This is a genomic window from Veillonella parvula (genome assembly GCF_032577575.1).
Classification (GTDB): domain Bacteria; phylum Bacillota; class Negativicutes; order Veillonellales; family Veillonellaceae; genus Veillonella.
In genome coordinates this window covers 75,737-99,915 of the sequence record NZ_JAWFVO010000003.1, presented here as the reverse complement: position 1 = coordinate 99,915, position 24,179 = coordinate 75,737, and the positions used below count along the sequence as shown (strand labels likewise).

The following is a 24,179-nucleotide window of genomic DNA, read 5'->3' as shown; positions in this document are numbered from 1 at the left end:
ATATTAGTTTCTACGCCTAAATCATTAACTGCTATACTAACGGTTTGTCTTTGATTTCTTTTGGTTTTCGTGGATATTGTTTTGGTGTTTTTCCAATTTTCTTTATATATACGATTGCTCGTTTATCCTCTAAGGTTGGCAAAGTAACGGTTCTTACTTCTTCGATAGTAGCTTTTAGTGTGCTAAGGGCTTTATTAGATTCTTTCACTTCTTCTTCGTAGATAGCTCCTTTTAAAGCAACTATGTATCCACCTTCTTTTACGTATGGCACAGTCCATTCTAAAAGAATCGGCAAGCGTGCCACGGCACGGCTCGTAGCAATATCAAAGCTTTCACGGTAATCTTGATGACTCAAATCCTCCGCACGTCCGTGTAAGGTAGTACAGTTCGTCAGTTTCAGTTCATCTATAACCGATTCCAAAAAGTTAAGCCGCTTTTTTAAAGAATCAAACAGGGTAACCTTGAGGCTACGGTCATAGATAGCCAACGGAATACCCGGGAAGCCTGCACCCGTACCGACATCAATAATGGACATGCCAAATTTGATAATTTCAGAATTATAACAGGAGAGGGAGTCAATCATATGCTTAATCACGACCTCTTTCATGTCTGTGATACCCGTTAGATTAAGATATTTATTTGTTTCAATCATATGCACATAATACAAGTAAAAGTCTTTTGCTTGCTCTTCCGTGCACGGCAAACCAAAATGACTCATTTGCTCCATCATATATGAAACAAATTCAGACAGAGGTGCTATAGGCACATCGTATTTTTCTTTCATAAGTACTCCTAATGAATTGTCTAATATGTATACGACAATAAGATTTGTAGGAAATATCTTTTAAAAAGTTCATATAAAATGCATGTTATTACATGAATTCATATTATTACATGCTATTTTTATTTACTTCTGTTGTATTGCTCTAATTGGATCAATAGAACAGATACGTCTGCAGGAGAGACGCCAGAGATACGGCTTGCTTGGCCGATGGAGTGAGGACGAATCTTGTTGAGCTTTTGTTGAGCTTCAAGAGAAATGCCCTTAATTTCTGTGTAGTCCCATTCTTTTGGAAGAATTTTTTCTTCTAGTTTGCGAACTTTATCGACTTGGTCCATTTGCTTTTTAATGTACCCTTCGTAGGTAATGGAAATATCGACAGCCTCTTCTACATCAGGTGTATAGCGTTTCAAACCAAATGCATCAGCTACAATGGCGTAAGAGAGTTCATTACGTTTTACTAAATCATAAGCATGAATACCTGTTCTAATAGGTGCTGTACCTAAACCTTCAAGCAAAACTTGTGTTTCTTTAGACGGATTGACAGGTGTATTTCGTAACATATCCATTGCTTCTTCGATAGCAGCTTTCTTTGCTGTAAATTTGGCCCAACGATCGTCTTTTACAAGACCGATTTCGCGGCCTTTTTCTGTAAGACGCAGGTCTGCATTATCTTGACGAAGCAATAGACGGTATTCACTGCGGCTTGTCATCATGCGGTACGGTTCATTTGTACCTTTTGTTACAAGATCATCGATAAGAACACCGATGTACGCTTCGGAGCGAGCAAGGATGAACGGTTCCTTCCCTTGAATCCACAATGCTGCGTTGATACCAGCCATGAGGCCTTGAGCAGCCGCTTCTTCATAGCCAGATGTACCGTTGGCTTGACCTGCAGAGTAGAGACCTTCAATATGTTTCACTTGAAGTGCTGGTGTCAATTGCATTGGATTCAAGCAATCGTATTCGATAGCATAGGCAGGACGCATAATTTCAACATTCTCAAGACCTGGGATGGTACGCAAGAAAGCATATTGTACATCCATTGGAAGAGACGTACTCATACCTTGTACATACATTTCATTTGTACCCGTGCCTTCTGGTTCTACGAATAATTGATGGCGTTCTTTATCGGCAAAGCGCACTACTTTATCTTCGATGGAAGGACAGTAACGAGGGCCTACGCCTTCGATTTTGCCACTATACATAGGAGCCCGGTGAATATTGCTATGAATGATTTCGTGCGTTTCTTTATTAGTATAGGTCAACCAACATACATCTTCATTACGATTAATCCATTCATCCATGAAGGAAAATGCGTGATGATGTGCATCGCCTTCTTGAACTACCATATTTTCGAGGTTTAAAGTACGTTTATCTACACGTGCTGGTGTACCCGTTTTAAAGCGCATCAATTCAATACCATTATCGAGTAAGGATTGAGAGAAATGTTCTGCTACGCGTTGACCATTTGGACCGCCCACATAATCGATATCACCGATGAGGATTTTACCTTTCAAATAGGTACCTGTACAAAGAATAATAGCCTTAGCGCCATAGAATTCACCAAGCTCTGTAACGATACCTGTTACCTTGTCATCCTCAACCTTAAGTTCTGTCACCATGATTTGCTTAACATTGAGATTATCTGTATTCTCCAATGTTCGTTTCATCAAATGTTGGTATTTAATCTTGTCAGATTGGCAGCGCAAAGAATGAACGGCAGGTCCTTTGCCCATATTGAGCATACGCATTTGGATAGCTGTAGCATCCGCATTGATACCCATTTGACCGCCTAATGCGTCAACTTCGTAAACAAGATGGCTTTTACCAGGGCCACCCACGGCAGGGTTGCACGGCATAAGCGCAATATTATCTAAACTGATGGTCGCCATCAACGTGCGATGACCCATGCGGGCAGCGGCGAGGGCCGCCTCACAACCAGCATGACCACCACCGATGACGATGACATCATAATTATCTACTGTGTACATATCAATTAAATTCCTTATATTTGTTACTTATCATATTGTAAAAGTTTAAATCACTTACCAAGGCAAAAACGACTAAACAATTCATCTATCATGCTTTCTCGGATGGTATCGCCTGTGATGTCGCCTAGTAGTTCCCAAGCGCTACGCAGGTCGGTGGCTACAAAGTCTACAGGCATGCCCATGTCGATAGAGGAGAGGGCTTGTTCTACTTGAGCCTTCGCTTGTTCCATGAGGCTGATGTGGCGCACATTACTGATCATGGCGCTATTGTCTTGTTTTACGCGACCGCCGTAGACGAGTTCTTGCACCCATTTGGCAAGAACCGCAGAGCCTTCGCCTTCTTTAGCACTGATTCGTTCGATAGCCGTGAAGGTTCCGTGTTCTTTAATATTTTCATCTGTAACGACTTGTGCCACATCGGACTTATTAAGGAGTACGATAGTATTCAAACCGCTCACAGAGGTCAAAATTCCGATTTCTTCAGAGGTTAAAGGAGTAGATCCGTCAATAACGCAGAGCACGATATCTGCTTTGTTGATATAATCGCGAGCACGCTCAACACCGAGGGCTTCCACCGTATCTTGTGTGTCGCGAATACCTGCTGTATCAATAAGGCGTAAAGAAATACCTTCTACGGTCATATATTCTTCAATACTGTCACGTGTCGTCCCCGGAATATCCGTTACGATAGCGCGGTTTTCGCGCAAGAGAGCATTCATAAGGCTCGATTTACCTGCATTTGGACGACCTACGATAACCGTCGTAATACCGTCGCGAATTAGACGGCCTATATTAGCTGTGGACAAGAGTTCATCCATAGCTTTCAAAATAGGCTGCAACTGTTCGCGAACCTCTTGGCTCGTTACGTCTTCTATATCCTCCTCAGGATAGTCGATGGTTACCTCTAAATGAGCAATCATAGCAATGAGCTGTTCACGCACATCTTTTACAAATGAAGAAACAGTCCCATCTAGCTGAGCCACAGCGAGGGAGAGGGAGTCCTCCGTTTTTGCTTCAATAATATCAATAATCGCCTCCGCTTGCGTGAGGTCGATACGTCCGTTCATAAAGGCACGCTTCGTAAATTCACCGGCATCAGCCATGCGCACATCGTGATTTACAAGCAATTTTAGAATTTGTCGAACCGGCACAATACCGCCGTGACACTGAATTTCTACCACATCTTCCGCCGTGTAAGAATGAGGGCCTTTCATTAATAACACAAGAACCTCGTCGATGGTCTTGTTCGTCGCTGGATCCACAATGGTCCCGTATTGAATCGTTCTATTTTGGCGGTCCATCAAAGGAACGGTGCCAATGCTCTTGAACAGGCTATTTACAATAGGAAAACTATCCTTGCCGCTGACCCGAATAATACCAACCCCGCCGATGCCGGGCGGCGTCGCAATGGCCGCTATTGTATCATCTATATACATACATATCTCCATATTTCGATTATCTAGTATTTGCTTTTGTATATGTTCTTCGCCTGTGAAAGTTAAACTAAACCAATCTTACCCGCGCGAAGATTAACTTAGGTTAGCTTTCACCATAACCTAAAGAATAAAGGGAACAGCCCTCAAGTAACGGAAAATCCTAGTTACTTGAAAGCTGCACCACTATATTTTATTTTTTGTACGAAATCACAACGTGACGGAACGGTTCGTCCCCTTCACTGTTAGTAATAACATTTTTATCGCCTTGAAGGGCAGTGTGAATGATTTTACGTTCAAAAGCATTCATCGGTTCTAAGGAAACCTTTTGACGATTGCGTTTCACCTTAGAAGCCAAGCGTTTCGCGAGATTCACCAATGTTTCTTCTCGGCGAGAACGATAATTTTCCACATCTACCACGATATGGCAATGGCCAGATACATCCTTATGAGCCACGAGATTTGTTAAGTATTGAATAGCATCTAATGTTTGACCATGTTTACCAATCAAAATACCTAGCTCTTCGCCGTGTACTTGGAATGTAATCTTATCTTTCGTCATCATCTTCTCGATAACGACAGTAAGACCCATTTGTGTAAACATATCATCAAGGAATTGTTTACCCTTTTCAGCAATTTCTTGTTGATCTTCTTTTGAAAGTTCTTTTTTAGAAGGTTTTTCTTCTACAGTACCTTCAGAAGTTTCAACTGCTGTATCTTGTACTTCTGTTTCGCTTGTTGCCACCGGCTCGGAAGCAACAGCCACAGATTGTTCTTCCGCATTAGTTGCCTCTTCTGCAGTAGCAGATTTAGCTAAAGCGGTGAAGAATAAGCGAACAACTGCTGGTTTACGACCAATGCCTAAAAATCCACTAGAAGGTTGTTCTAAGACTTTAGTTTCTACCAATTCTTGGCCTTCAGCAGCTAATTGAGCTACACCTTTAGCAATGGCATCTTCAATGGTTTTAGCAGATACATCGATAAATTCCATAGTGCCTCCTATTATTTAGCTTCTAAGCCTTTGTAAATAAAATGTTGTTGTACAAATTGGAACACATTGGATACGATCCAGTAAATAACTAAGCCAGAAGGGAAGTTAAGGGAAATGTAACCAATGAATAGAGGCATAAAGATTGTCATAATCTTTTGTTGTTGTGCAGCAGCACCAGTTGCACCGCTACTAGTTTGACGAGACATAACCCATGTGGATAATGCACTCAAAACTGGCAAGATGTACATTGGATCTGGTTCGCCAAGGCTAGGAAGCCATAAGAACTGTACATAATTTTGATCGTATGGATAGCTTTGTAAAGCATAGAAGATAGCGATCAAGAATGGCATTTGTACCAACAATGGCAAGCAACCAGCCAATGGGTTAACGCCCATTTCTTTGTACAATGCACCCATTTCCGCTTGCAGTTTTGCAGGATCATTTTTGTATTTATCTTGCAATTGTTTCATACGAGGCTGCAATTCTTGCATAGCCTTCATGGATTTGATTTGCTTAACAGTAAGTGGTGCCAAAATCGCTTTGATAACGATTGTTAAAAGGATAATAGCCACACCGTAGCTTGGATAACCTATCATTTGAGTCAATTGGAACGCATAAGTTACCAATGTGCTCATTAAATCAACGATAGGTTGGAAAATACCACTTAAAAAGTCCATTGTTTCTCCTTTTTCATACAGTCCGAAATCGTCCTTTGCGCATCTATATATCGTTATGGTATGGTCTAAATTTCATCCATACAGATGCTCAGGTATTTCCAAAACTGTGCTTGATGGTGATGGTGAAAGTTACTTTCACAGAACACATCCAGCCTAATCCCACGTGGGTTAGGGAACTGGATCGTAGCCACCCTTATGGAAAGGATGACAGCGAAGAATGCGTTTTAAACCCATCCAGCTACCTTTCAAAGGACCATATTTTTCGATAGCCTGCAGAGTATATGTGGAACATGTCGGATAATAACGGCAACATCCAGGTTTTAAGGGAGATATGGCGAGCTGATAAAACCTAATTAAAAGTCGTAAAAGCATGGTTATACAGCGTTTCATGGAAACCTCCATATACACAAAAAGGACCAAAGCCTCTAACTTGTGGTCCTATTTATCATTTTGTATCAATAATTTGCTTTTTCGCAAGAGATACAAAATCTCCTTTTCCGCTTTTTCGTAGGTAGCGTTTTTCAGAGGGCCACGTCCAACAATTACGATATGATACCCTTCGCGAATGGCGTGCTGATTGAGGCGATATACCTCTTTCATCAGGCGTCTAGCTCGGTTGCGCTCCACTGCACAACCAACCTTTTTGCCGGTTACAAAACCAATGCGCGTAGGTTGCTTTGCCACGGGCATACGATACAGTACACACATACGGCCTACTTCGTATTTACCGTGCTTATACACAAGGCGATATTCATTATTGTGCGTCAGTCGTCTTGCTTTATCAAAGCAATAATCCATATGCATTGTCCTTAAGTCCTAAGAATAGAAAAACTTGGCAGCAGCGCCAAGTTTTTTCTCCTGCCTAACAGCTATTATATTATGCAGATAAGCGTTTTCTGCCTTTTGCACGTCTTCTTTTCAAAACGAGACGGCCGCCGATAGTTTTCATGCGTTCACGGAAACCATGGGTACGTTTTCTCCAAAGAGTATTTGGTTGGTAAGTACGTTTCATTAGTAAAACACCTCCTCGTCATTCTGTATTGTTTTACTTATACCATAACAGGGTAATTATAGAGGTAAAACGTAAATTTGTCAATATAATAAAGGGGTTCTGCTGTGAGTTCTTGTATTTCTGAAAATAATTCTACTACACATTTTATCCTGTAATTGATGTTACGTTTCCAGGGGGAGGAATATAGGGCTCCTTCATCGTTCCATACTCATCGTAAAGTCGCTCAAAAGGACCCTATATTCCCTCCCTAAGGCAACCCTAATGTCACCTTCAACACCACTACACGATGTAAACGTAACATCAATTTATCAACATACAAGAACTCACAATTCAAATCTTTTTATACTTTGGCAAATTTATGTTTTGATCTCCAGTTGAAGAGAGGGGAGGAATAGATGTGGTTTTCTCCCTCCATACTCATCGTTTCGGTCAAAAATCCACATCTATTCCTGCTCCTAACACACTCTAATAACTACTCATACACCTACCACCAGTATAAAAAGTAGTATCAGTTTTTATAGGAAATCTAAAAGTCTTTCAGAATACGGATCTAAGATTTAACAAATGTTACCTTTTAACCTCTTGCTAGGAAAGGGGGAAAATTGATGCTATTAATTTCCTCTGACTTCTTTCCCCGATTTTCATTTAAGTTGTGTTGATAACGTTTTATAAACAGATCTAATGTAGATTGATAAAAGGTATATCTATTACTTTTTCGATTGTATATAAAAATCATAAAATTATATGGTTGGAGGAGGGGAAGTGAAACTACTTTTTGAGCGACTTGCGTCAGAATGGAGCGATAAAAGTAGTTTCACTTCCTATCCCAAAAGTAATAGATATACCAAGAAAAAATTAAAATATACATTATAAACAGTTTATAAAAGTTATCCACAGATTGAATGACAAATTACTTATTTTTTGGTACAATCATACTTGAAATTAGGGAAAATTATATATTTTTATAAGTTTTTGATGGATAACTTTCGAGGTTATCCACATTTTTTCTCTTTTAATCTATAAAAACTAAAAAGTCAGTAATTATCTATATAAAATAGACTTTTATTTTTACTTATTCACAGGTTATACACAAGTTATTCACAGGAATAATAGTTTTTTCCACAGCTTTTACAATGGTTATACACATTATTCCTAAAGTTATGCACATTTATCGCAATAGTTATTCACAAGAGGCACGTCATGCAATCATTTGATTTAAATAATATATGGGAGCATATATTGCAAGAGGCGAAAAAGAATATGCAGCATTTACCTGACGCATTGTATTTGCGCGTCACGTCATCGTTGATTCCCATGTCTCTCGAAAGTCATTCGATCCATATTGGGGTCATGCAAACATTTGTAAAAAACTTAATCGACCAGCAGCCGCAAATTAGCAAGGCTTTACAAGATGCGATTACCACGGTCATCGGCTCTCCTCGAGATATGGTTTTATTCGATTTTAATCAAGAGAGTATAGATACAAATTTTGTTGATGAAAGTCTCATCGATACACCAGTTGTAGCACCGCCGATGCCTTTACCACCTATAGTAGAGGAAAAGGCTCATCAAGAGGAGTTTTACACACCAGTCTATCAAGATCCGGTCTATATCGACCGCGCGCCAGCGCCTGTAGAGATTCCAGACGAACCAATGGTAGCTACACCAAAGAAATCTACAGAAACAACGCCAACATTGCAGTCTGATAATGTACCTGTGGATTTATCGTTATCTAATCTCAATCCGGCGTACCGTTTTGATAACTACGTAACGGGTAATGCCAACCGTATACCATTTGGGGCTGCACAAAATGTAGCTGAATTTCCTGGTGGAGACTATAATCCGCTCTTTATCTATGGTCCATCGGGCCTCGGCAAAACACACTTAATGCACGCCATCGGTAATGCTATCAAGGAAAATCATCCACATATGAAGGTCATGTCTATTACGAGCGAAAATTTTATGAATATTTTCGTTGAAACATTACAGCGCAATCAAGGTAAATTATTCCGCAACACATTCCGCAATATAGACGTGCTCATGATTGACGATATTCAGTTCCTTGAAAGCCGTGAAAGTACGAAAACTGAGCTGTTTAATACATTCAATGAATTATTAAATAACAACAAGCAAATCGTACTTACCTCTGATACGATGCCAAACGATATGGAACAGTTCGAAGATCGTCTTCGCTCTCGTTTCCAAGCTGGTTACATTGCCACAATGGAAAATCCAGATTTAGAAACGCGCATTGCCATCTTCAGGTCACTGCTCGAACGAGAATATAAAAAGAATCGCATTATTCGCATCGATAATGATTCAATTAACTACGTAGCATTACAATTTAGCGAAAACGTCCGCGTATTGCAAGGTGCTTTCACCAAGCTCATCGGTACAGCATCCATCGATCAACGTCTCGAATCTATCGACCTAGAATACACAAAACACGCCTTGGCGGGCCTCGTTCATACCGAAGAGGTGAATATGGTTAATATTGAAAGCATCCAGAATTTTGTAAGTTCTTATTTCAATATTAAAAAGCAAGACCTACTCGGCAAGAAACGAAAAGCCCAATTCGCATTTCCACGGCAAATCGCCATGTATCTATGCCGCGATATGATCAATGAAAGCTATCCTCAAATCGCAGCAGCTTTTTCTCGTGACCATACGACAATTCTCCATGCGTACGATAAAATAACGAAGGAAATTGAAAAAAATGAAGAAACTAAACGAATGGTTGCAGAAATTAAACAGAAATTAACAACCTGTGGATAACTCTGTGGATATATAGTGAATAACTTTGTGGATATCCTAAAACTCGTACTTTGATGTTAATATGTGGATAAGTAGGTACAAACTATCAACATAGTTATACACAACTCATAATTCACACAGTTAGTGGTGCCAAATCATTTTTACACATATAAACAGGCCCCTACTATTACTACTACTAAAACTAACAAACAATCAAAAAACTAGTAGAAATAGATCTACCGTAGAATATCTATAGAACATCTACGATAGTAAACATTAAATATTACAAACAAAGCAAGTAATTATTAGTGCTTTTACAATATATAAAAATCATAAAGGAGTAACATATGCATATTACATTCCCTAAAGCAAATCTCCAAAAAGCAATCAACGTATTGCAAAAGGTATCTCAAAATAAAACAAGTTCTAACTTGCCAGGCGCTATTTACATGACTACAAAAAATGGTCAAGTAGAATTGCAAGGTAACGACTTCGAACTCGGCATTCGCTTAACCATCGATGGAGATATCAAAGAACCTGGTACTTTAGTGGTAGGTTCCCGCTATTTCCAAGAATTAATTCGCAAATTACCTGGCGATACTATCGAACTTTACAAACCAGAAGACGGAAATTCTTTGACAATTACATCTGGATCTTCCGAATTTAACCTTGTTACATTACACCCAGATGATTTCTCCTTGGTTGAACAAATTCACGACCAAGATCATGTAAACATCGATAGCTTTGCTATGAAAGAACTTATCGATTTAACAAATTATGCAGCTGCTACTGATGAAGATCGTCCTGTATTTACCGGTGCTCTTCTTGAAATCAAAGAAAACGAAGTGACTATGGTTGCTACTGATACACACCGTATGGCTGTAAAAAAAATTACCATCGATGAACCAGCAACGACTCCAATGCGTGCTATCATTCCTACAAAAACGTTGGCTGAAGTATCTCGTTTATTACCAACAGATAATCCAGCTATGATCAATATCATTTGGAATCGCACACAAATCGTATTCAATTTTGAATCTATTTATATTATTTCTCGCTTGATTGAAGGTACATACCCTGAATATGAAAAGGTAATTCCTTCTCAATTCGATTCTAGCGCTGTAATTGATCGCCGCGAATTCGCTGGCGCTGTTGATCGCGTATCCTTATTGGCTAAAGACATTAGTTATAATGTAATTCGTTATGATTGGTCTGAAAGCAATGTCACATTGTCTACTCAAAATACTGAAATCGGTATGGCGAAAGAAGACGTAGCTGTTGAATTTAAAGGCACACCTTTCACAATCTCCTTCAATGGTCGCTACATCTCTGACATCTTGCGTCACAGCACAGGAGATAATATTCACTTGTTCTTAAAACAAAATGGTCCTGTTGTTATTCGCCAAGACAATAATCCGAACTATACATACGTAGTAACACCAGTTCGCACAAATGCATAAAAGTAAAAGCAGGGCAGTAGTCAATGGAGGAGCTTGCGACGACAGAGACACTGCATCGCTTTGTTCTGAACGTAAGATTTTCTAGATAACAAAGTTATCTAAGAAAATCCACAGTGAAGAACTGTGCTTTGGGCTCCAACCAAATATAACTTTGGTCGGAGCGTGCAATTTTTCGAAGAAAAATGCCCAGCGAGCGACCTGGACTCAGTATGATATATATGCTTATGTTAATTGTCTACTTTAGGAGAACGTTATGAAAGAGCAACAGCAGGTACCCATTCATACGGAGTATATTCAAATTGATCAGTTGTTGAAGTTAGAAGGCATCATTGAAACAGGTGGTCAAATTAAATCTTTCATCGATGAAGGCATCCTTACCTTGAATGGTCAGGTCGTAACGGAAAAACGCAAGAAATGCCGCGTTGGTGATGTGATTTCTTGTGAAGGTCTCGATGTAGACCTCGTGATTACACAAGAGGAGGCATAATCGGTGAGAATTGACTCACTGCAGTTATTTCAGTTTCGTAATTATAAGGATGTACAGATACAGTTTAATCCTGAGATTATTGTTCTATATGGCACTAATGGGGCTGGTAAGACGAATATCCTCGAATCTATCTATGTTGGTACGATTGGTAAAAGCCATCGTACAAACGATATATCGGATATGCTCATGTTCAATACTGAAGAAGCAGGCATAGTTGTAAAATTCGAGAAAAAAGATACACCTCAAAAGGTAAATATTAAATTATTCCGTCAAGGCCCTAAGGATATTCGATTAAACGACACAAAAATATCTCAAAAAGAGCTGATTGGTACATTAAATACAGTTATCTTCTGTCCTGAAGATTTACAGCTCATCAAGGGGACTCCATCGGGACGTAGGCGATTCCTCGATATGGAAATATCTCAGACTAGTGCTACATACTATCATCAATTGATGCAGTATAATCGGTTGTTACAACAACGAAATGCAGTCCTAAAAGAATATAGAGGAAAGAATACTATTCCTCTTGAAGAATGGGATTTGCAGCTAGCAGATATGGCAAGCTTTATTGTGAAAAAACGATTAGAAAGCCTAAAGAAAATCAATTTGCTTATCGATTTGATGAATCGTAAATTGACAGGTGGTCTTGAGAATTTAACCATTGGTTATGAACAGCCGTATATGGACAATGGTTCATTGGAATATACAAAGGAAGGCTTTTACGAACGCATCAAAGCAGCGTTGCCTCAGGATCGTCATCGTTTAAGCACTAGCGTTGGTCCTCATCGCGATGATTTACGATTCTTTTCCGATGCGATGGATTTAAAGAAATTTGGATCTCAAGGGCAGCAACGAACCGCTGTATTGTCCTTAAAGTTGAGTGAGCTTGAATTTATCAAGTCAGAGGTAGGAGAATATCCAGTACTTCTTTTGGATGATGTATTGAGCGAACTTGATGAGTCGAGACGAGCGAATTTATTGCAGTTTATTCATAAACGAATTCAAACATTTATTACCACTACAGATATTCACGATTTTAAAGATTTAAAATCCGTTCAATTTATTTCTTGTGAAGGGGGACAGGTTCAGTATGGACAGCCTTGATCTTTGTTTACCAAAGGCCTTAGCAGAACTGAATTTACTGGAACAATATAAATTAAATACCCTTGTTCACAAGTGGCGTGATGTAGTAGGTGATGTCATTGCGGATCATACAAAAATTGTGTCCATCAAGCCTCCAAATATGGTTATCAGCGCAGATAATTCCATGTGGATGCAGGAATTACAGATGCAAAAACGACGTATCATCGAGGCTATCAACAAGTATTACCGCCAAGAGGTAATCACCGATATTCGCTTCATCATGAAACGTCAGAGCTATGTGAAAGTAGAAACTAATACGTCTCTCACGATTCCTGATGAACAAATTATTACAAAACGTATTAACTTTGCAGATATCGTGCTTTCAAAAGAAGACGTAGACGCTATCGATACATCGTTGAAACAAACGGATAACGAAGTATTAAAAGCTGCTTTCAGGAAAGTACAGATTACGGCTCGTAAGAGAGAAATCTATTTAGAGCAGCATGGATACCATCGTTGTAAACGATGTGGCATGCATATGAAATCTAAAAAGGAAATCTGTCCTACTTGTGAATATGAATTGCATCGGGCTCATATCAAGGACATTAAAGCTGTTATTCGAAAGTATCCGTACTTTAAATATAGCGATTGCCAGCAATTTATACAGTGTAGTTTTCCAGACTTTGCAGAAGCGATGCGAGAATCCATATACTTTTACCTTGATAAGATTTATAAAGGATCTATCAATCGCCGTCATATGTTTATGGTGGCCATGCTTATCACCCACAAAAAGCCTGATGAGTTGACGGATCAGCACGTTATTAATTTGTGTAATAAATATCGCTCTAAGTTCCTTGCTGAAGAAGAACAGCGCAAAATCGATGCCCTTAATGGGACATTAGAAAAGTAGAGGGGTCATTCTTATGTACGTTCATATTGGAGATACCATTTCCGTGCCCATAGAATCCATTATTACGATGGTGCATGCCAAGGGCGGAAAGTCCCATAAAAGTCCTATTCATCACTATGAAACACTAGAATATATCGCCATGGTGCCAGAGGAGCAAATCAAGACATATGTGGTCACAGATGACTGTGTGTATGGATCTGGTATCAGTATTAAGACTTTAATGAGACGGATTGATGAGTTTTATAGTATAATAAAGAGATAAAGTTTAATCCTGTACATGTTTTGTTACTTTATTTCAATCAAGTGCAGTATGATAGATTGTTAGGAGGAGTTTGTTTCATGCCTGAACAAAATTATGGCGCTCAGAATATTCAGGTTCTTGAGGGTCTAGACGCGGTGCGTAAACGCCCAGGGATGTATATTGGTAGTACGTCTGCTCGTGGTTTGCATCACCTCGTATACGAAGTTGTAGATAACTCTGTGGACGAAGCGCTTGCTGGTTATGCTACACATATCGAAGTATCCATCAATCCAGATAACAGTGTTACCGTTGTCGATGATGGTCGTGGTATTCCAACAGGGATGCATGAATCCGGTATGTCTGCGGTAGAGTTAGTATTAACGAAATTGCATGCCGGTGGTAAATTCGGTGGTGGCGGCTACAAGGTATCTGGTGGTCTTCACGGCGTAGGTATTTCCGTAGTTAATGCATTGAGTGAATGGACTAAGGTTCAAGTATCTCAAAATGGTATTGTTCAAGAGATTTCCTTTGCTCGTGGTCATAAAACTTCTGAGTTGCACGAAATTGGTAAGGCCGAAGGCACTGGTACTACAGTTATTTTCAAGCCAGATGCAGAAATCTTTGAAACTACCGTATTTAGCTTTGATACCTTGAAAATGCGTTTACAAGAATTGGCATTCCTTAACAAAGGCCTTCGCATTACATTGAGCGATTTGCGCTTAGAGGAACCTCGTGTTGAAAGCTTCCACTATGAAGGTGGTTTGGTTTCTTTCATTACCTTCTTGAACGAAAATAAAGAGGCAATTAATCCAACTGTTATCAACATTGAAAATACAAAAGACGATGTTGTGGTAGATGTAGCATTGCAATATAACGATAGCTATAGTGAAAACTTGTTGTCCTTCGTAAATAACATCAATACGATTGACGGTGGTACACATCTATCTGGTTTCCGTGCTGCCTTGACTCGTACCCTCAATGATTATGGCCGTAAATCTGGTTTGATCAAGGAAAATGAGTCTAATCTTTCTGGTGAAGACGTACGTGAAGGTTTGACAGCTGTCGTATCTGTAAAAGTTTTGGAACCTCAATTTGAAGGCCAAACAAAAACTAAACTTGGCAATAGTGAAGTTAAAGGTATTACAGATGTTATCGTTACAGAAGGTCTTAAAACATTCTTCGAAGAACATCCTCAAGATGCGAAGAAGATCATCGAAAAAGCAACGATGGCGAGCCGTGCTCGTGAGGCTGCTCGTAAAGCCCGCGACTTAACGCGCCGCAAAAATGCGTTGGAAGTATCTAGCCTTCCTGGTAAATTGGCGGACTGCTCCGAAAAAGATACATCTATGACTGAAATTTATCTTGTGGAAGGTGATTCTGCGGGTGGTTCTGCAAAACAAGGGCGCGATCGTCGTTACCAAGCAATTTTGCCATTACGTGGTAAAATTCTTAACGTAGAAAAAGCACGTCTCGATAAGATTTTGGCTAATAACGAAATTCGCTCCATGATTACCGCTTTTGGTACAGGTATTGGCGATGAATTCGATATTACAAAATCCCGTTATAACAAGATTATCATCATGACAGATGCGGACGTTGACGGCGCTCACATCCGTACATTGTTATTAACATTCTTCTACCGCTATATGAAACCATTGGTAGAGGAAGGTCATATCTATATTGCTCAACCACCTTTGTATCAAATCAAGAAGGGTAAATCTCACTGGTATGTATACTCTGATGCAGAGTTGACTGCTAAACTTGATGAAGTAGGTCGCGATGGTACTACAATTCAACGTTATAAAGGTTTAGGTGAAATGAATCCTGAACAATTATGGGAAACTACAATGAATCCTGATAATCGTACGATTTTACAAGTTAGCTTAGAAGATTCTATCGAAGCTGACAAAATCTTTACGGTTCTCATGGGTGATAAGGTAGAGCCTCGTCGTAAATTTATTGAAGATAACGCGAAATACGTGCGTAATCTAGATTTGTAAGAGGTGACCCATGTCTGATAATCATAATAATAACGTAGAGTTTACGTCTAACAAAGATCAACACCTAAAACGTTCCCTAAAGGCGCGTCATATGAATATGATTGCTTTAGGTGGTGCTATCGGTACAGGTTTATTCGTTGCTGGTGGTGAAGTCGTAAGTACAGCTGGCCCTGGTGGTGCTCTTGTAGCTTACGGCCTTATTGGTATCATGGTTTATTTCCTTATGACATCTCTTGGGGAAATGGCCACATATTTACCAATTCCAGGTTCCTTCGGGACTTATGCAAAACGTTATGTAGATCCTGCCTTTGGGTTTGCCTTAGGTTGGAACTACTGGTTTAACTGGGCTATTACCTTGGCTGCTGAAGTATTAGCAGGGGCGCTCATCATGAAATATTGGTTCCCTGATGTGCCTGCCATCGTATGGTCTGCTCTGTTCTTGTTCATTTTATTTGGCTTGAACTATTTATCTACTCGTTCCTTTGGTGAAAGTGAATATGTGTTCTCTAGCATCAAGGTAATTACTGTATTCGTATTCCTATTCTGTGGCTTTATGCTCATCTTTGGCATCGGTGGTACATCTCCAGGATTTGCGAACTGGACCGTAGGAGAAGCTCCATTTGTAGGTGGCTGGGAATCTATTCTGGCTATCTTTATGGTAGCAGGATTTTCCTTCCAAGGTACTGAGCTAATCGGTGTAGCCGCTGGTGAAGCGGAAGACCCTGAAAAGAATGTGCCAAAAGCGATTAATACAATCTTCTGGCGTATTCTATTATTCTATATCGGTGCTTTCACGGTTATCGGTTTCTTGATTCCGTACACAGATCCAAATTTGTTGAATTCTAGTGTAGAGAACGTATCTATTTCTCCATTTACACTCGTATTTGACCGCTTTGGTTTTGCCTTTGCTGCTAGTTTTATCAATGCTATCATCTTAACGGCTGTATTGAGTGCTGGTAACTCTGGTCTGTACTCTTCTACGCGTATGCTGTACGCACTCGCTAAGGAAGGTCAAGCACCTCAAATTTTTGCTAAGTTAAATAAACGTGGCGTTCCAGTGCCTGCGTTAATCTTAACGACGGCAATCGGTTTATTTGCATTCCTAACAAGCTTTATCGGTGAAGGTACAGCTTATACATGGATTGTTAATATCTCTGGTTTATGTGGTTTCATCGCATGGGTTGGTATCGCAGTATCTCACTATCGTTTCCGTCGAGCTTTCATTGCACAAGGCAGAGATCTTAGTGAATTGCCATACAAAGCGTGGTTATTCCCAGTTGGCCCAATCTTGGCGTTCATTCTTTGCGTCATCATCATCTGTGGTCAAAACTACTCCGCTTTCACAGGCGATACCATCGACTGGTACGGTGTATCCGTTGCCTATATTGGCTTGCCAATCTTCTTCGCAGTGTACCTTGGTTACAAATACATCAACAAAACTAAAGTTGTGCCGTTGAAAGAAGTTAACTTAGACCGCGATTTTGATAGATAAAAATATAAAATTAGACCTGTTCATTATGAAAGTAGTGAACAGGTCTTTTTTTGATGTATAATATGTAAATTTTTGATATATAGTATGTAATTTTTGGAGATATACTATGTAATTGTTTTATGTGAAAGCTATATTTATATTTGTTTTTCTCTAAAAGTCTTGTTATAATAAATCAAAATATATTGTAGTCAATTAGAAAGGATACAATTATGATTATTACTACAACTATGCATATTGAAAATAAACCTGTACAAGAGTACAAAGGTATTGTATTTGGTGAAGTCGTAGAAGGCCGTAACTTTGTAAAAGATTTCATGTCCGGTATTCGTGACATTGTTGGTGGTCGTAGTGGCAGCTATGAAGATTCTTTGATGAATGCGCGCAAAGCAGCTCTCGACGAAATGTCTCAACGAGCTTCTAAATTGGGTGCTAATGCTATTATTGGCGTATCCTTCCAATACAGCACAGTAGGTGCACAAAATGGCATGCTTATGATTACATGCAATGGTACAGCCGTTGTAGTTTAATAATAAATAATATAAATCCCCTAATCGATGTTTAAGTGTAAACTTTTACAATGATTAGGGGATTTTTACTAAGGAAATGAAGTTACTAGCTAATGCTAGATTTTATGATGTTACGTAAATACTAGATATTTCGTTAGAAAAATATTAGACATTTCATTAGATTAATATTATATATTTTATTAGCTAAATATTAGTTATTTTACCTTATACCAGCTTGCATACATGACTGGTAATACGATGAGTGTTAGAACCGTTGCCACTAGTAAGCCGCCGCTGAAGGCGATGGCCAATGGGCTCCAGAAGACAGATCCCATGAGCGGAATCATGCCTAAAATCGCTGCGATAGCGGTGAGCATGATAGGGCGGAAACGAAGTGTAGCGGAATTGATAATCGCTTCATGAGGTTCTTGTCCTTCTGCTTTGTGAATTTCGATTTGGTCTAACAAGATAATGGAGTTACGGATGATCATACCCGAGAGGGCGATAATCCCTAGAATAGCCATAAAGCCTAATGGTGTTCTCGTAATATTGAGTGCTAATACAACACCGATTAGTCCCAATGGAGCCGTGAGTAGAGCCATTATCATGAGGGCGATACGCTTTAATTGGAACATGAGGATGGTCATGATTACAAAGAGCATAATTGGCATTGGCGTTAATAGCTTTTGAACGGCTGTTTCACTCTTTTCAGCGGCGCCGTCTAGGTCAATAGAATAGCCTGTAGGCAAGGAATCGCGAATGTCTTGTAAGGATTTGTAAACCTCTTTTGTTTTCGCATTACCCAATACACCTGCTTTTACATTGGCATGCACACTAATGGTTGGCATCATATTGCGATGCCAGATAATACCATCCTCTTGTGTCATGGTAATGGTTGCAATTTGGCTAAGTGGTACATAGGAGCCATTTCCTGTTTGAATTGGCAAGGATGAAAGAGCACTTAAGTTATGTTGCTCGTTGTCACCTAAACGGAAGGTAACAGGAATGGTTTGGTTCCCTTCGTAGTATTCACCAGATTTAGTACCAGACAATAGACTTTGCAAGTGCAAGGATACAGCATAGCTATCGATGCCGAGTAAACGTGCCTTGTTTGGATCGATGTGAATATTGGCTACAGGCTCTGTATCTGGCCAGTCAAAGGCGATATTTTGTAAGTCTTTATCGTCTTGCATTTTAGCTTTTACTTGATTTGCAATTTCTTTTACCACCTTTTGATCAGGGCCAGCAACGCGAAGCATGACTGGAAATTTGGATGGTGGACCGATTTGTAAGAATTGCGTATTTACAAGGGCCGATGGGAATTGCTCGTTTAAATACGGAGTCAATTCAGCATAGAGTTTATCGCGATCCTCTAAGGATTTTGTGACGATTACATATTGCAAGAAGTTGTTCCGTTGCAATTCCGGTTCCAAGGTGAGGACGAAACGTGGAGAACCTTGTCCGATGTAGGAGGTGAAGGTTGCAATGCGTTCGTCATCTTTCAAATGTTCATCGATGAGTTTTGCTTGGTTAGCAGTATATTCGATGGACGAGCTTTGAGGAAATTGCATGGATACAATGATTTCATTACGCGTTGATGATGGGAAAAATTCCTGTTTGATCAATGGTAGTGAAAGCAAGGATAAAACGAAAGCACCTAGGGTGACTAGTAGGACTACCTTGTGATGTCCTAGAGCCCAATGTAATAGTTTTTCAAACTTATCATAGAAGGTCACATTGAGCTTGTGCATGATACGGTCTCGTTTAGTCCATTCCGATTCCGGCTTGGGAGCCTTGTTTTCAATGATTTTATAACCCAATACAGGGCTGACGAGAACAGAGGCAAACCAAGATAGAATAAGCGCCATAAATACAACGATGGATAGGGATTTTGTAAACTCTGCTACCATACCTTGTGCTAATGCTAATGGCAAGAAACCTGCACAGGTAATGAGGGTACCCGATAGCATTGGAAATGCTGTAGATTGGTAAGCAAAGGTAGCCGATTTAAAGTGGCCCCATCCTTCTTCGAGCTTAACGCTCATCATTTCTACAACGATGATGGCATCGTCTACGAGGAGGCCTAAAGCTAGAATTAAGGCACCTAAGCTAACTTTATGTAGATAAATGCCACTTTCATACATCAAGATGAACGTCGTAGACACAACGACTGGAATGGTAAGGGCTACCACAACACCTGTTCGTAAACCAAGGGATGCAAAGCTTACGAGCAATACGATGGCGATGGCTTCAAATAAGGATTGAGAGAAATCGCCAATAGATTCCTTAACGATATGGGGCTGATTCGATACTTGCTTGAGTTCGAGGCCGGCAGGAATCGTTTTATTCAATTCTGCTAGCTTTTTATCGATGGCTTCACCAAATTCTATATTATTCCCACCTGCATCCATGGAGATAGCAATACCTATAGCCGGCTTGCCTTCGTAGTAGAACTGAGGACTACTAGGGTCTTGGTAGGTCATGGTTACATCGGCCATGTCACCGAGGCGCAACGTTTGGTTATTGATGCGGATTGGCATATCTCGCACCGCTTGAGGGCTATCGAATAGACCGTTGACGCGAAGATATACATTGTTTGTATCCGTTGTAATCACACCAGCTGGAACCATCATACTTTGCTGTTTAAGCGCTGTTAACAGCTGTTGTGTACTGACTTTATAGGATGCGAGTTTATCCTTGTTTATGGTTACATTGAGGGTTTGTTGTTGAACCCCAATGAGGCTGATTTTTTTAACATTAGGAACAGATAAAAGCTGACGCTTTAAGTCTTCTGCTTGTTGACGCTTTTCTTCATAAGAAAATTCATCACCACTAATGGCATAGATAATGCCATATACATCGTCGAACCTGTCGTTGATGGTCGGTCCTTGAACGCCTGTAGGCAATGATTTCCATTCGTCGTTGATCATATTCCGCGCTTCTTCCCAAGCGGGACGAATCTTATCGGATGGCAAATCCTCTCTTAGATTGATATAAATAACGGATTTGCTGCCATCTGTGAAAGATTTTGTATAATCTACACCAGGAAGGTCGCGTAGTTTTTCTTCGAGTTTATCCGTTACCTGATTCGACATTTCTTGTGGAGAAGCCCCCGGCCAAGCAACACCGACCACCATGGTGCGCATCGTAAAATCAGGATCTTCCATGCGTCCCATATGGGTAAATGAGAAAATACCGAAGGTGAGGAGCACAGCCATGAAGTAGTAGATAATGGACTTGTGTTTAAGAGCCCATTCGGCTAAGTTAAATTGTTTCATTGACTAACCGCCGTCCCTTCTTGTAATTGTTGGGTGCCTGCGGTGATGACAATGTCGCCTTTAGCTAAACCAGATGTGACGATGACGGAGTTCTTACCGAATTCACCAGTCTTGATAGGCACGAGATGAGCCTTCTTATCGCGGATGATATAGACCGCATTATTGCCGTTAGAGTCTTTTACAAGAGCCGTTAACGGAATAGAAATATTGGTACTATCTGTGGTAGATAGATTAGCATTGACCGTCATACCTAGTTGTACCTCTTTAGGCGCATTTTGCAAGGTGATTTTTACGGTATACGTTCTCGCTACAGGGTCAGGAACTGGTGAAATTTCACGTACAACGCCTTGTACTGTTACATCTGGTAAGGCCCAGAAGGTAATAGTAGCAGGGCTTCCTACATGAATTTTACTCAACTCTTGTTCAGGAAGGGCAATGACTGCTTCTGGATTGTGACCAGCTGCTAAGGTACCAACGCTTTGACCGGCTGCTACGACTTGTCCTGCTTCAATATTGAAAGCTGTAATAATACCTGTATCAGGAGCCGTTAAATTAGTATAGCTATTTTGATTACTACTCAAATTAAGGTTTGCTTGTGCTTGTTGTAATTGAGCAGATGTGGCATTCAATTGGTTTTCAGCTTGGTCTAATTGCAATTTACTAATCGCTTGTTGTGCATAAAGCTCGCGGTATCGTTTAGCATTGGTTTCTGCCAATTCGTAGGCCGATTGAGCAGCTTTTACAGCACCTTCAGCATTTTGCACCTGAGCTGATGTATCTGAACCATTGACTTGAGCAATCACTTGGCCTGCTTGCACTACATCACCAACATTTACAAATTTGTTGATGACACGCCCTCCAATTTGAAAGGCTAAGTTTGTTTCTGTTTTATTATGAATGGTGCCTGCATAGCCAGCATCAGTAGTTCCAGACTCTTCACCTATAGTGATGGTACGCACCTTGAGACTTGTATCTTCAGGGGGCTTTTCTGATCCACAACCACTTATGATGGCGGTCCCTATTAATAGGGCTCCTATGGTTGCTATGATTCGTTGATTCATAGAATCTCTCCTTTTACTACTACATATAAGTCCTATGAAATACACTATACAAAGTGATCATAGGACTTTATATTTTATTGAACCTATTTTAGGATAGCTATTATTTCTATATTAGGTTTAATTATATATTTTATACAATTTAATAATACTATATTTATATTGAAAGTTCTAGCCTTTATGCAGAAAATTAAAGAATTATATACTATTTATATAATTGATGATATATTTTAACGATAATTTTTAAAAGTAATCTATATTTTGCTAGTATTTGTATTACTTATATTATGAATACAAAATTGTAGCAAAAAAAGTGAGTTCTCTATTGATTGAGCTGTATCCAAAAATATGTCCAATTTTTGGGGTACAGTTCATAGTAAGAGAACTCACTTCTTTAGCTTTTGTCTATATAATTTGAACTTTATTTTTCTTCTTCTTGTTCTACAATAGGTTCTTCATAGGTTACAAGGATTTTATCGATACGAGTATGATCCATATCGATGACTTCAAAGGTATAGCCGTTCCATTTTGCCTTGTCGAGTTCCTTTGGGATACGACCGAAGAGGACGTTTAAAAGACCGCCCATAGTTTTGTACAAGTCGTCTTCTTCGCCTGGTAATTCTTGATCGATGTGAAAGAATTCTTTAAATTCATCTACGTTGAGAAGGCCATCTACGAGCCATGCACCATCGCGTTCGATGATCTTGTTTTCTTCTTCCTTGATTTCTTCCTCACCGGAAGGCATAAGACCTACGATTTCCTCCATGATGTCATGTAAGGTGACAAGGCCAGTAAAACCACCATATTCGTCGAGGATAATTGCTTCGTGAACGCCTTCTGTACGTAGAACGTTCAATAATTTCATGAGTGAAATGGATTCAGGAACAAGAACCGGTTCTTTCAAACAAGCTTTGATGATATCATGAATGGAACTTTCACTAGGACGTTGCATAATTTGAACTAATACATCGGATACGGTAACGAGACCCTTTAATTCATCCAAGGAATCGGTACCTACAGGAATGCGGTAATGGTTGGCATTCTTGAGGACCTCCATAATTTCGTCTTCCGTGCCGTTAAGATCAATCCATTTGAGCTGTGTACGAGGCGTCATGATGTCACCTGCGTTCATATCTGCGAGATGGAAGATATTTTCTACGAGGATAGGTTCTTCTTCTTCGTAAGCACCCATGGCAACGCCTTCGGTAAGCATTTTATTAATTTCAGATTCTGTAACAGGGGCTTCTTCTTTTACAGTAACGCCTAGAATTTTTAAGAGGAATTCTGTGGAAATGCCGAGGAAGCTAACGATTGGTTTCAACGCCACAGATAGCCAGTAAATTGGTTTTGCTACTACAACGGCAATGCTTTCAGGGCTATTTAAGGCCAAGCGTTTAGGCACAAGTTCGCCGATAACGAGGGATAAATAGGTAATGATAGCAACGATAATGAAGGAGCTCACAGAGGCTGCGTATGGTTCGATGCTTGGAATATTTGATACTAAAATTTCTTCTAATGGACTAGAGAAGGTGGCACCAGAATACAAACCAGTTAAAATACCTACGAGGGTGATGCCGATTTGAATGGTAGAGAACATTTCATTTGGGTTCTCTGATAATTCAAAGGCTGTTTTCGCGCGTTCATTGCCTGATTCTGCTAACTCTTCAAGTTTACGTTTTTTCGCATTTACAATGGCTAACTCCGTCATGGAGAATAAACCATTTGCAATGATTAATACGATGATAATGATAAAATCTAAGGTCAGATCACTGTCCATGTAAGTAGATACTCCTTTTTAATGACATATAATTCTGCACATGAGAATAATAGAAATATTACTCCTAGTATACCATATCGACATTAATAAGTGTTTCATATAACAAAAGCACCCGATGTGGATGCTTTTGTTATATACTATAGGTGTTACTGGACTAGTAAATAGTACCCTAATAAGGGTATAGTATGTATAGAAATTAAGATTAATATCAGTATTAGGTCATATAATTTAGGCTTCATAATAGG

Annotated in this window: 20 protein-coding genes; 9 read left to right on the top strand and 11 right to left on the bottom strand. The window is 39.7% G+C overall.

Annotation, left to right across the window (positions count from 1 at the left end; all coding sequences use genetic code 11):
• Window positions 1–31: 31 nt before the first annotated feature.
• From rsmG to rpmH, 8 genes are all read right to left on the bottom strand, one after another.
• On the bottom strand, window positions 32–784 hold the full coding sequence (gene rsmG, locus E7K77_RS06310) for a 16S rRNA (guanine(527)-N(7))-methyltransferase RsmG (protein ID WP_325306246.1): 753 nt from the start codon (window positions 782–784) through the stop codon (window positions 32–34).
• Window positions 785–903: 119 nt separating this feature from the next.
• Window positions 904–2,775 carry a tRNA uridine-5-carboxymethylaminomethyl(34) synthesis enzyme MnmG gene (gene mnmG / locus E7K77_RS06305; protein ID WP_325306247.1) on the bottom strand — a complete coding sequence of 624 codons (1,872 nt, stop codon included), beginning with the start codon at window positions 2,773–2,775 and terminating at the stop codon, window positions 904–906.
• A 50-nt stretch (window positions 2,776–2,825) separates the two neighbouring features.
• The gene (gene mnmE, locus E7K77_RS06300) at window positions 2,826–4,211 is read right to left on the bottom strand and encodes a tRNA uridine-5-carboxymethylaminomethyl(34) synthesis GTPase MnmE (RefSeq protein WP_316704413.1); all 1,386 of its coding nucleotides are present in this window, start codon (window positions 4,209–4,211) and stop codon (window positions 2,826–2,828) included.
• 190 nt (window positions 4,212–4,401) lie between these two features.
• Window positions 4,402–5,199 carry an RNA-binding cell elongation regulator Jag/EloR gene (jag, locus tag E7K77_RS06295; protein WP_227065082.1) on the bottom strand — a complete coding sequence of 266 codons (798 nt, stop codon included), beginning with the start codon at window positions 5,197–5,199 and terminating at the stop codon, window positions 4,402–4,404.
• Window positions 5,200–5,210: 11 nt separating this feature from the next.
• Window positions 5,211–5,876 (bottom strand): YidC/Oxa1 family membrane protein insertase, encoded by a 666-nt coding sequence (locus E7K77_RS06290; RefSeq protein ID WP_278617591.1) that lies wholly within the window; start codon window positions 5,874–5,876, stop codon window positions 5,211–5,213.
• A gap of 168 nt (window positions 5,877–6,044) precedes the next feature.
• Window positions 6,045–6,266 (bottom strand): membrane protein insertion efficiency factor YidD, encoded by a 222-nt coding sequence (gene yidD, locus E7K77_RS06285; RefSeq protein WP_012865047.1) that lies wholly within the window; start codon window positions 6,264–6,266, stop codon window positions 6,045–6,047.
• 48 nt (window positions 6,267–6,314) lie between these two features.
• A complete protein-coding gene (gene rnpA, locus E7K77_RS06280) occupies window positions 6,315–6,674 on the bottom strand; it encodes a ribonuclease P protein component (protein ID WP_302943643.1) in 360 nt (119 codons plus the stop codon).
• Between the two features lie 79 nt (window positions 6,675–6,753).
• A complete protein-coding gene (rpmH, locus tag E7K77_RS06275) occupies window positions 6,754–6,888 on the bottom strand; it encodes a 50S ribosomal protein L34 (protein WP_004692946.1) in 135 nt (44 codons plus the stop codon).
• Window positions 6,889–8,088: 1,200 nt separating this feature from the next.
• Here rpmH and dnaA point away from each other — a divergent pair.
• The 9 genes from dnaA to E7K77_RS06230 all read left to right on the top strand — a co-directional run bounded on the left by dnaA (window position 8,089) and on the right by E7K77_RS06230 (window position 17,842).
• Window positions 8,089–9,663 (top strand): chromosomal replication initiator protein DnaA, encoded by a 1,575-nt coding sequence (gene dnaA / locus E7K77_RS06270; RefSeq protein WP_325306249.1) that lies wholly within the window; start codon window positions 8,089–8,091, stop codon window positions 9,661–9,663.
• A 326-nt stretch (window positions 9,664–9,989) separates the two neighbouring features.
• Window positions 9,990–11,102, top strand: a complete 1,113-nt coding sequence (gene dnaN / locus E7K77_RS06265) for a DNA polymerase III subunit beta (RefSeq protein WP_004698016.1) — start codon at window positions 9,990–9,992, stop codon at window positions 11,100–11,102.
• Window positions 11,103–11,355: 253 nt separating this feature from the next.
• Window positions 11,356–11,589: an RNA-binding S4 domain-containing protein gene (locus tag E7K77_RS06260; RefSeq protein ID WP_004692943.1), complete on the top strand. Its 234-nt coding sequence runs from the start codon at window positions 11,356–11,358 to the stop codon at window positions 11,587–11,589.
• A 3-nt stretch (window positions 11,590–11,592) separates the two neighbouring features.
• A complete protein-coding gene (gene recF / locus E7K77_RS06255; RefSeq protein ID WP_004698068.1) occupies window positions 11,593–12,693 on the top strand; it encodes a DNA replication/repair protein RecF in 1,101 nt (366 codons plus the stop codon).
• Entirely contained in the window at window positions 12,680–13,582 is a 903-nt protein-coding gene (locus E7K77_RS06250; protein ID WP_325306250.1) for a DUF721 domain-containing protein, read from the top strand. Before recF ends, E7K77_RS06250 begins: the two co-directional genes overlap by 14 nt.
• A 13-nt stretch (window positions 13,583–13,595) precedes the next feature.
• A complete protein-coding gene (locus E7K77_RS06245) occupies window positions 13,596–13,844 on the top strand; it encodes a DUF370 domain-containing protein (protein ID WP_004692940.1) in 249 nt (82 codons plus the stop codon).
• 77 nt (window positions 13,845–13,921) lie between these two features.
• Entirely contained in the window at window positions 13,922–15,823 is a 1,902-nt protein-coding gene (gene gyrB / locus E7K77_RS06240) for a DNA topoisomerase (ATP-hydrolyzing) subunit B (protein WP_038125606.1), read from the top strand.
• A 10-nt stretch (window positions 15,824–15,833) separates the two neighbouring features.
• Entirely contained in the window at window positions 15,834–17,315 is a 1,482-nt protein-coding gene (locus E7K77_RS06235) for an amino acid permease (protein WP_325306251.1), read from the top strand.
• Between the two features lie 209 nt (window positions 17,316–17,524).
• Window positions 17,525–17,842: a YbjQ family protein gene (locus tag E7K77_RS06230; RefSeq protein ID WP_004692937.1), complete on the top strand. Its 318-nt coding sequence runs from the start codon at window positions 17,525–17,527 to the stop codon at window positions 17,840–17,842.
• A gap of 194 nt (window positions 17,843–18,036) precedes the next feature.
• Here the strand turns inward: E7K77_RS06230 and E7K77_RS06225 are convergent, their stop codons facing one another.
• The 3 genes from E7K77_RS06225 to E7K77_RS06215 all read right to left on the bottom strand — a co-directional run bounded on the left by E7K77_RS06225 (window position 18,037) and on the right by E7K77_RS06215 (window position 23,934).
• The gene (locus E7K77_RS06225; RefSeq protein WP_325306252.1) at window positions 18,037–21,099 is read right to left on the bottom strand and encodes an efflux RND transporter permease subunit; all 3,063 of its coding nucleotides are present in this window, start codon (window positions 21,097–21,099) and stop codon (window positions 18,037–18,039) included.
• Entirely contained in the window at window positions 21,096–22,160 is a 1,065-nt protein-coding gene (locus E7K77_RS06220) for an efflux RND transporter periplasmic adaptor subunit (protein WP_156697390.1), read from the bottom strand. The genes E7K77_RS06225 and E7K77_RS06220 overlap by 4 nt, the downstream gene beginning before the upstream one ends.
• A gap of 418 nt (window positions 22,161–22,578) precedes the next feature.
• Complete coding sequence (locus tag E7K77_RS06215) at window positions 22,579–23,934, bottom strand: hemolysin family protein (protein ID WP_270279110.1); 1,356 nt, start codon at window positions 23,932–23,934, stop codon at window positions 22,579–22,581.
• Between the last annotated feature and the right edge of the window lie 245 nt (window positions 23,935–24,179).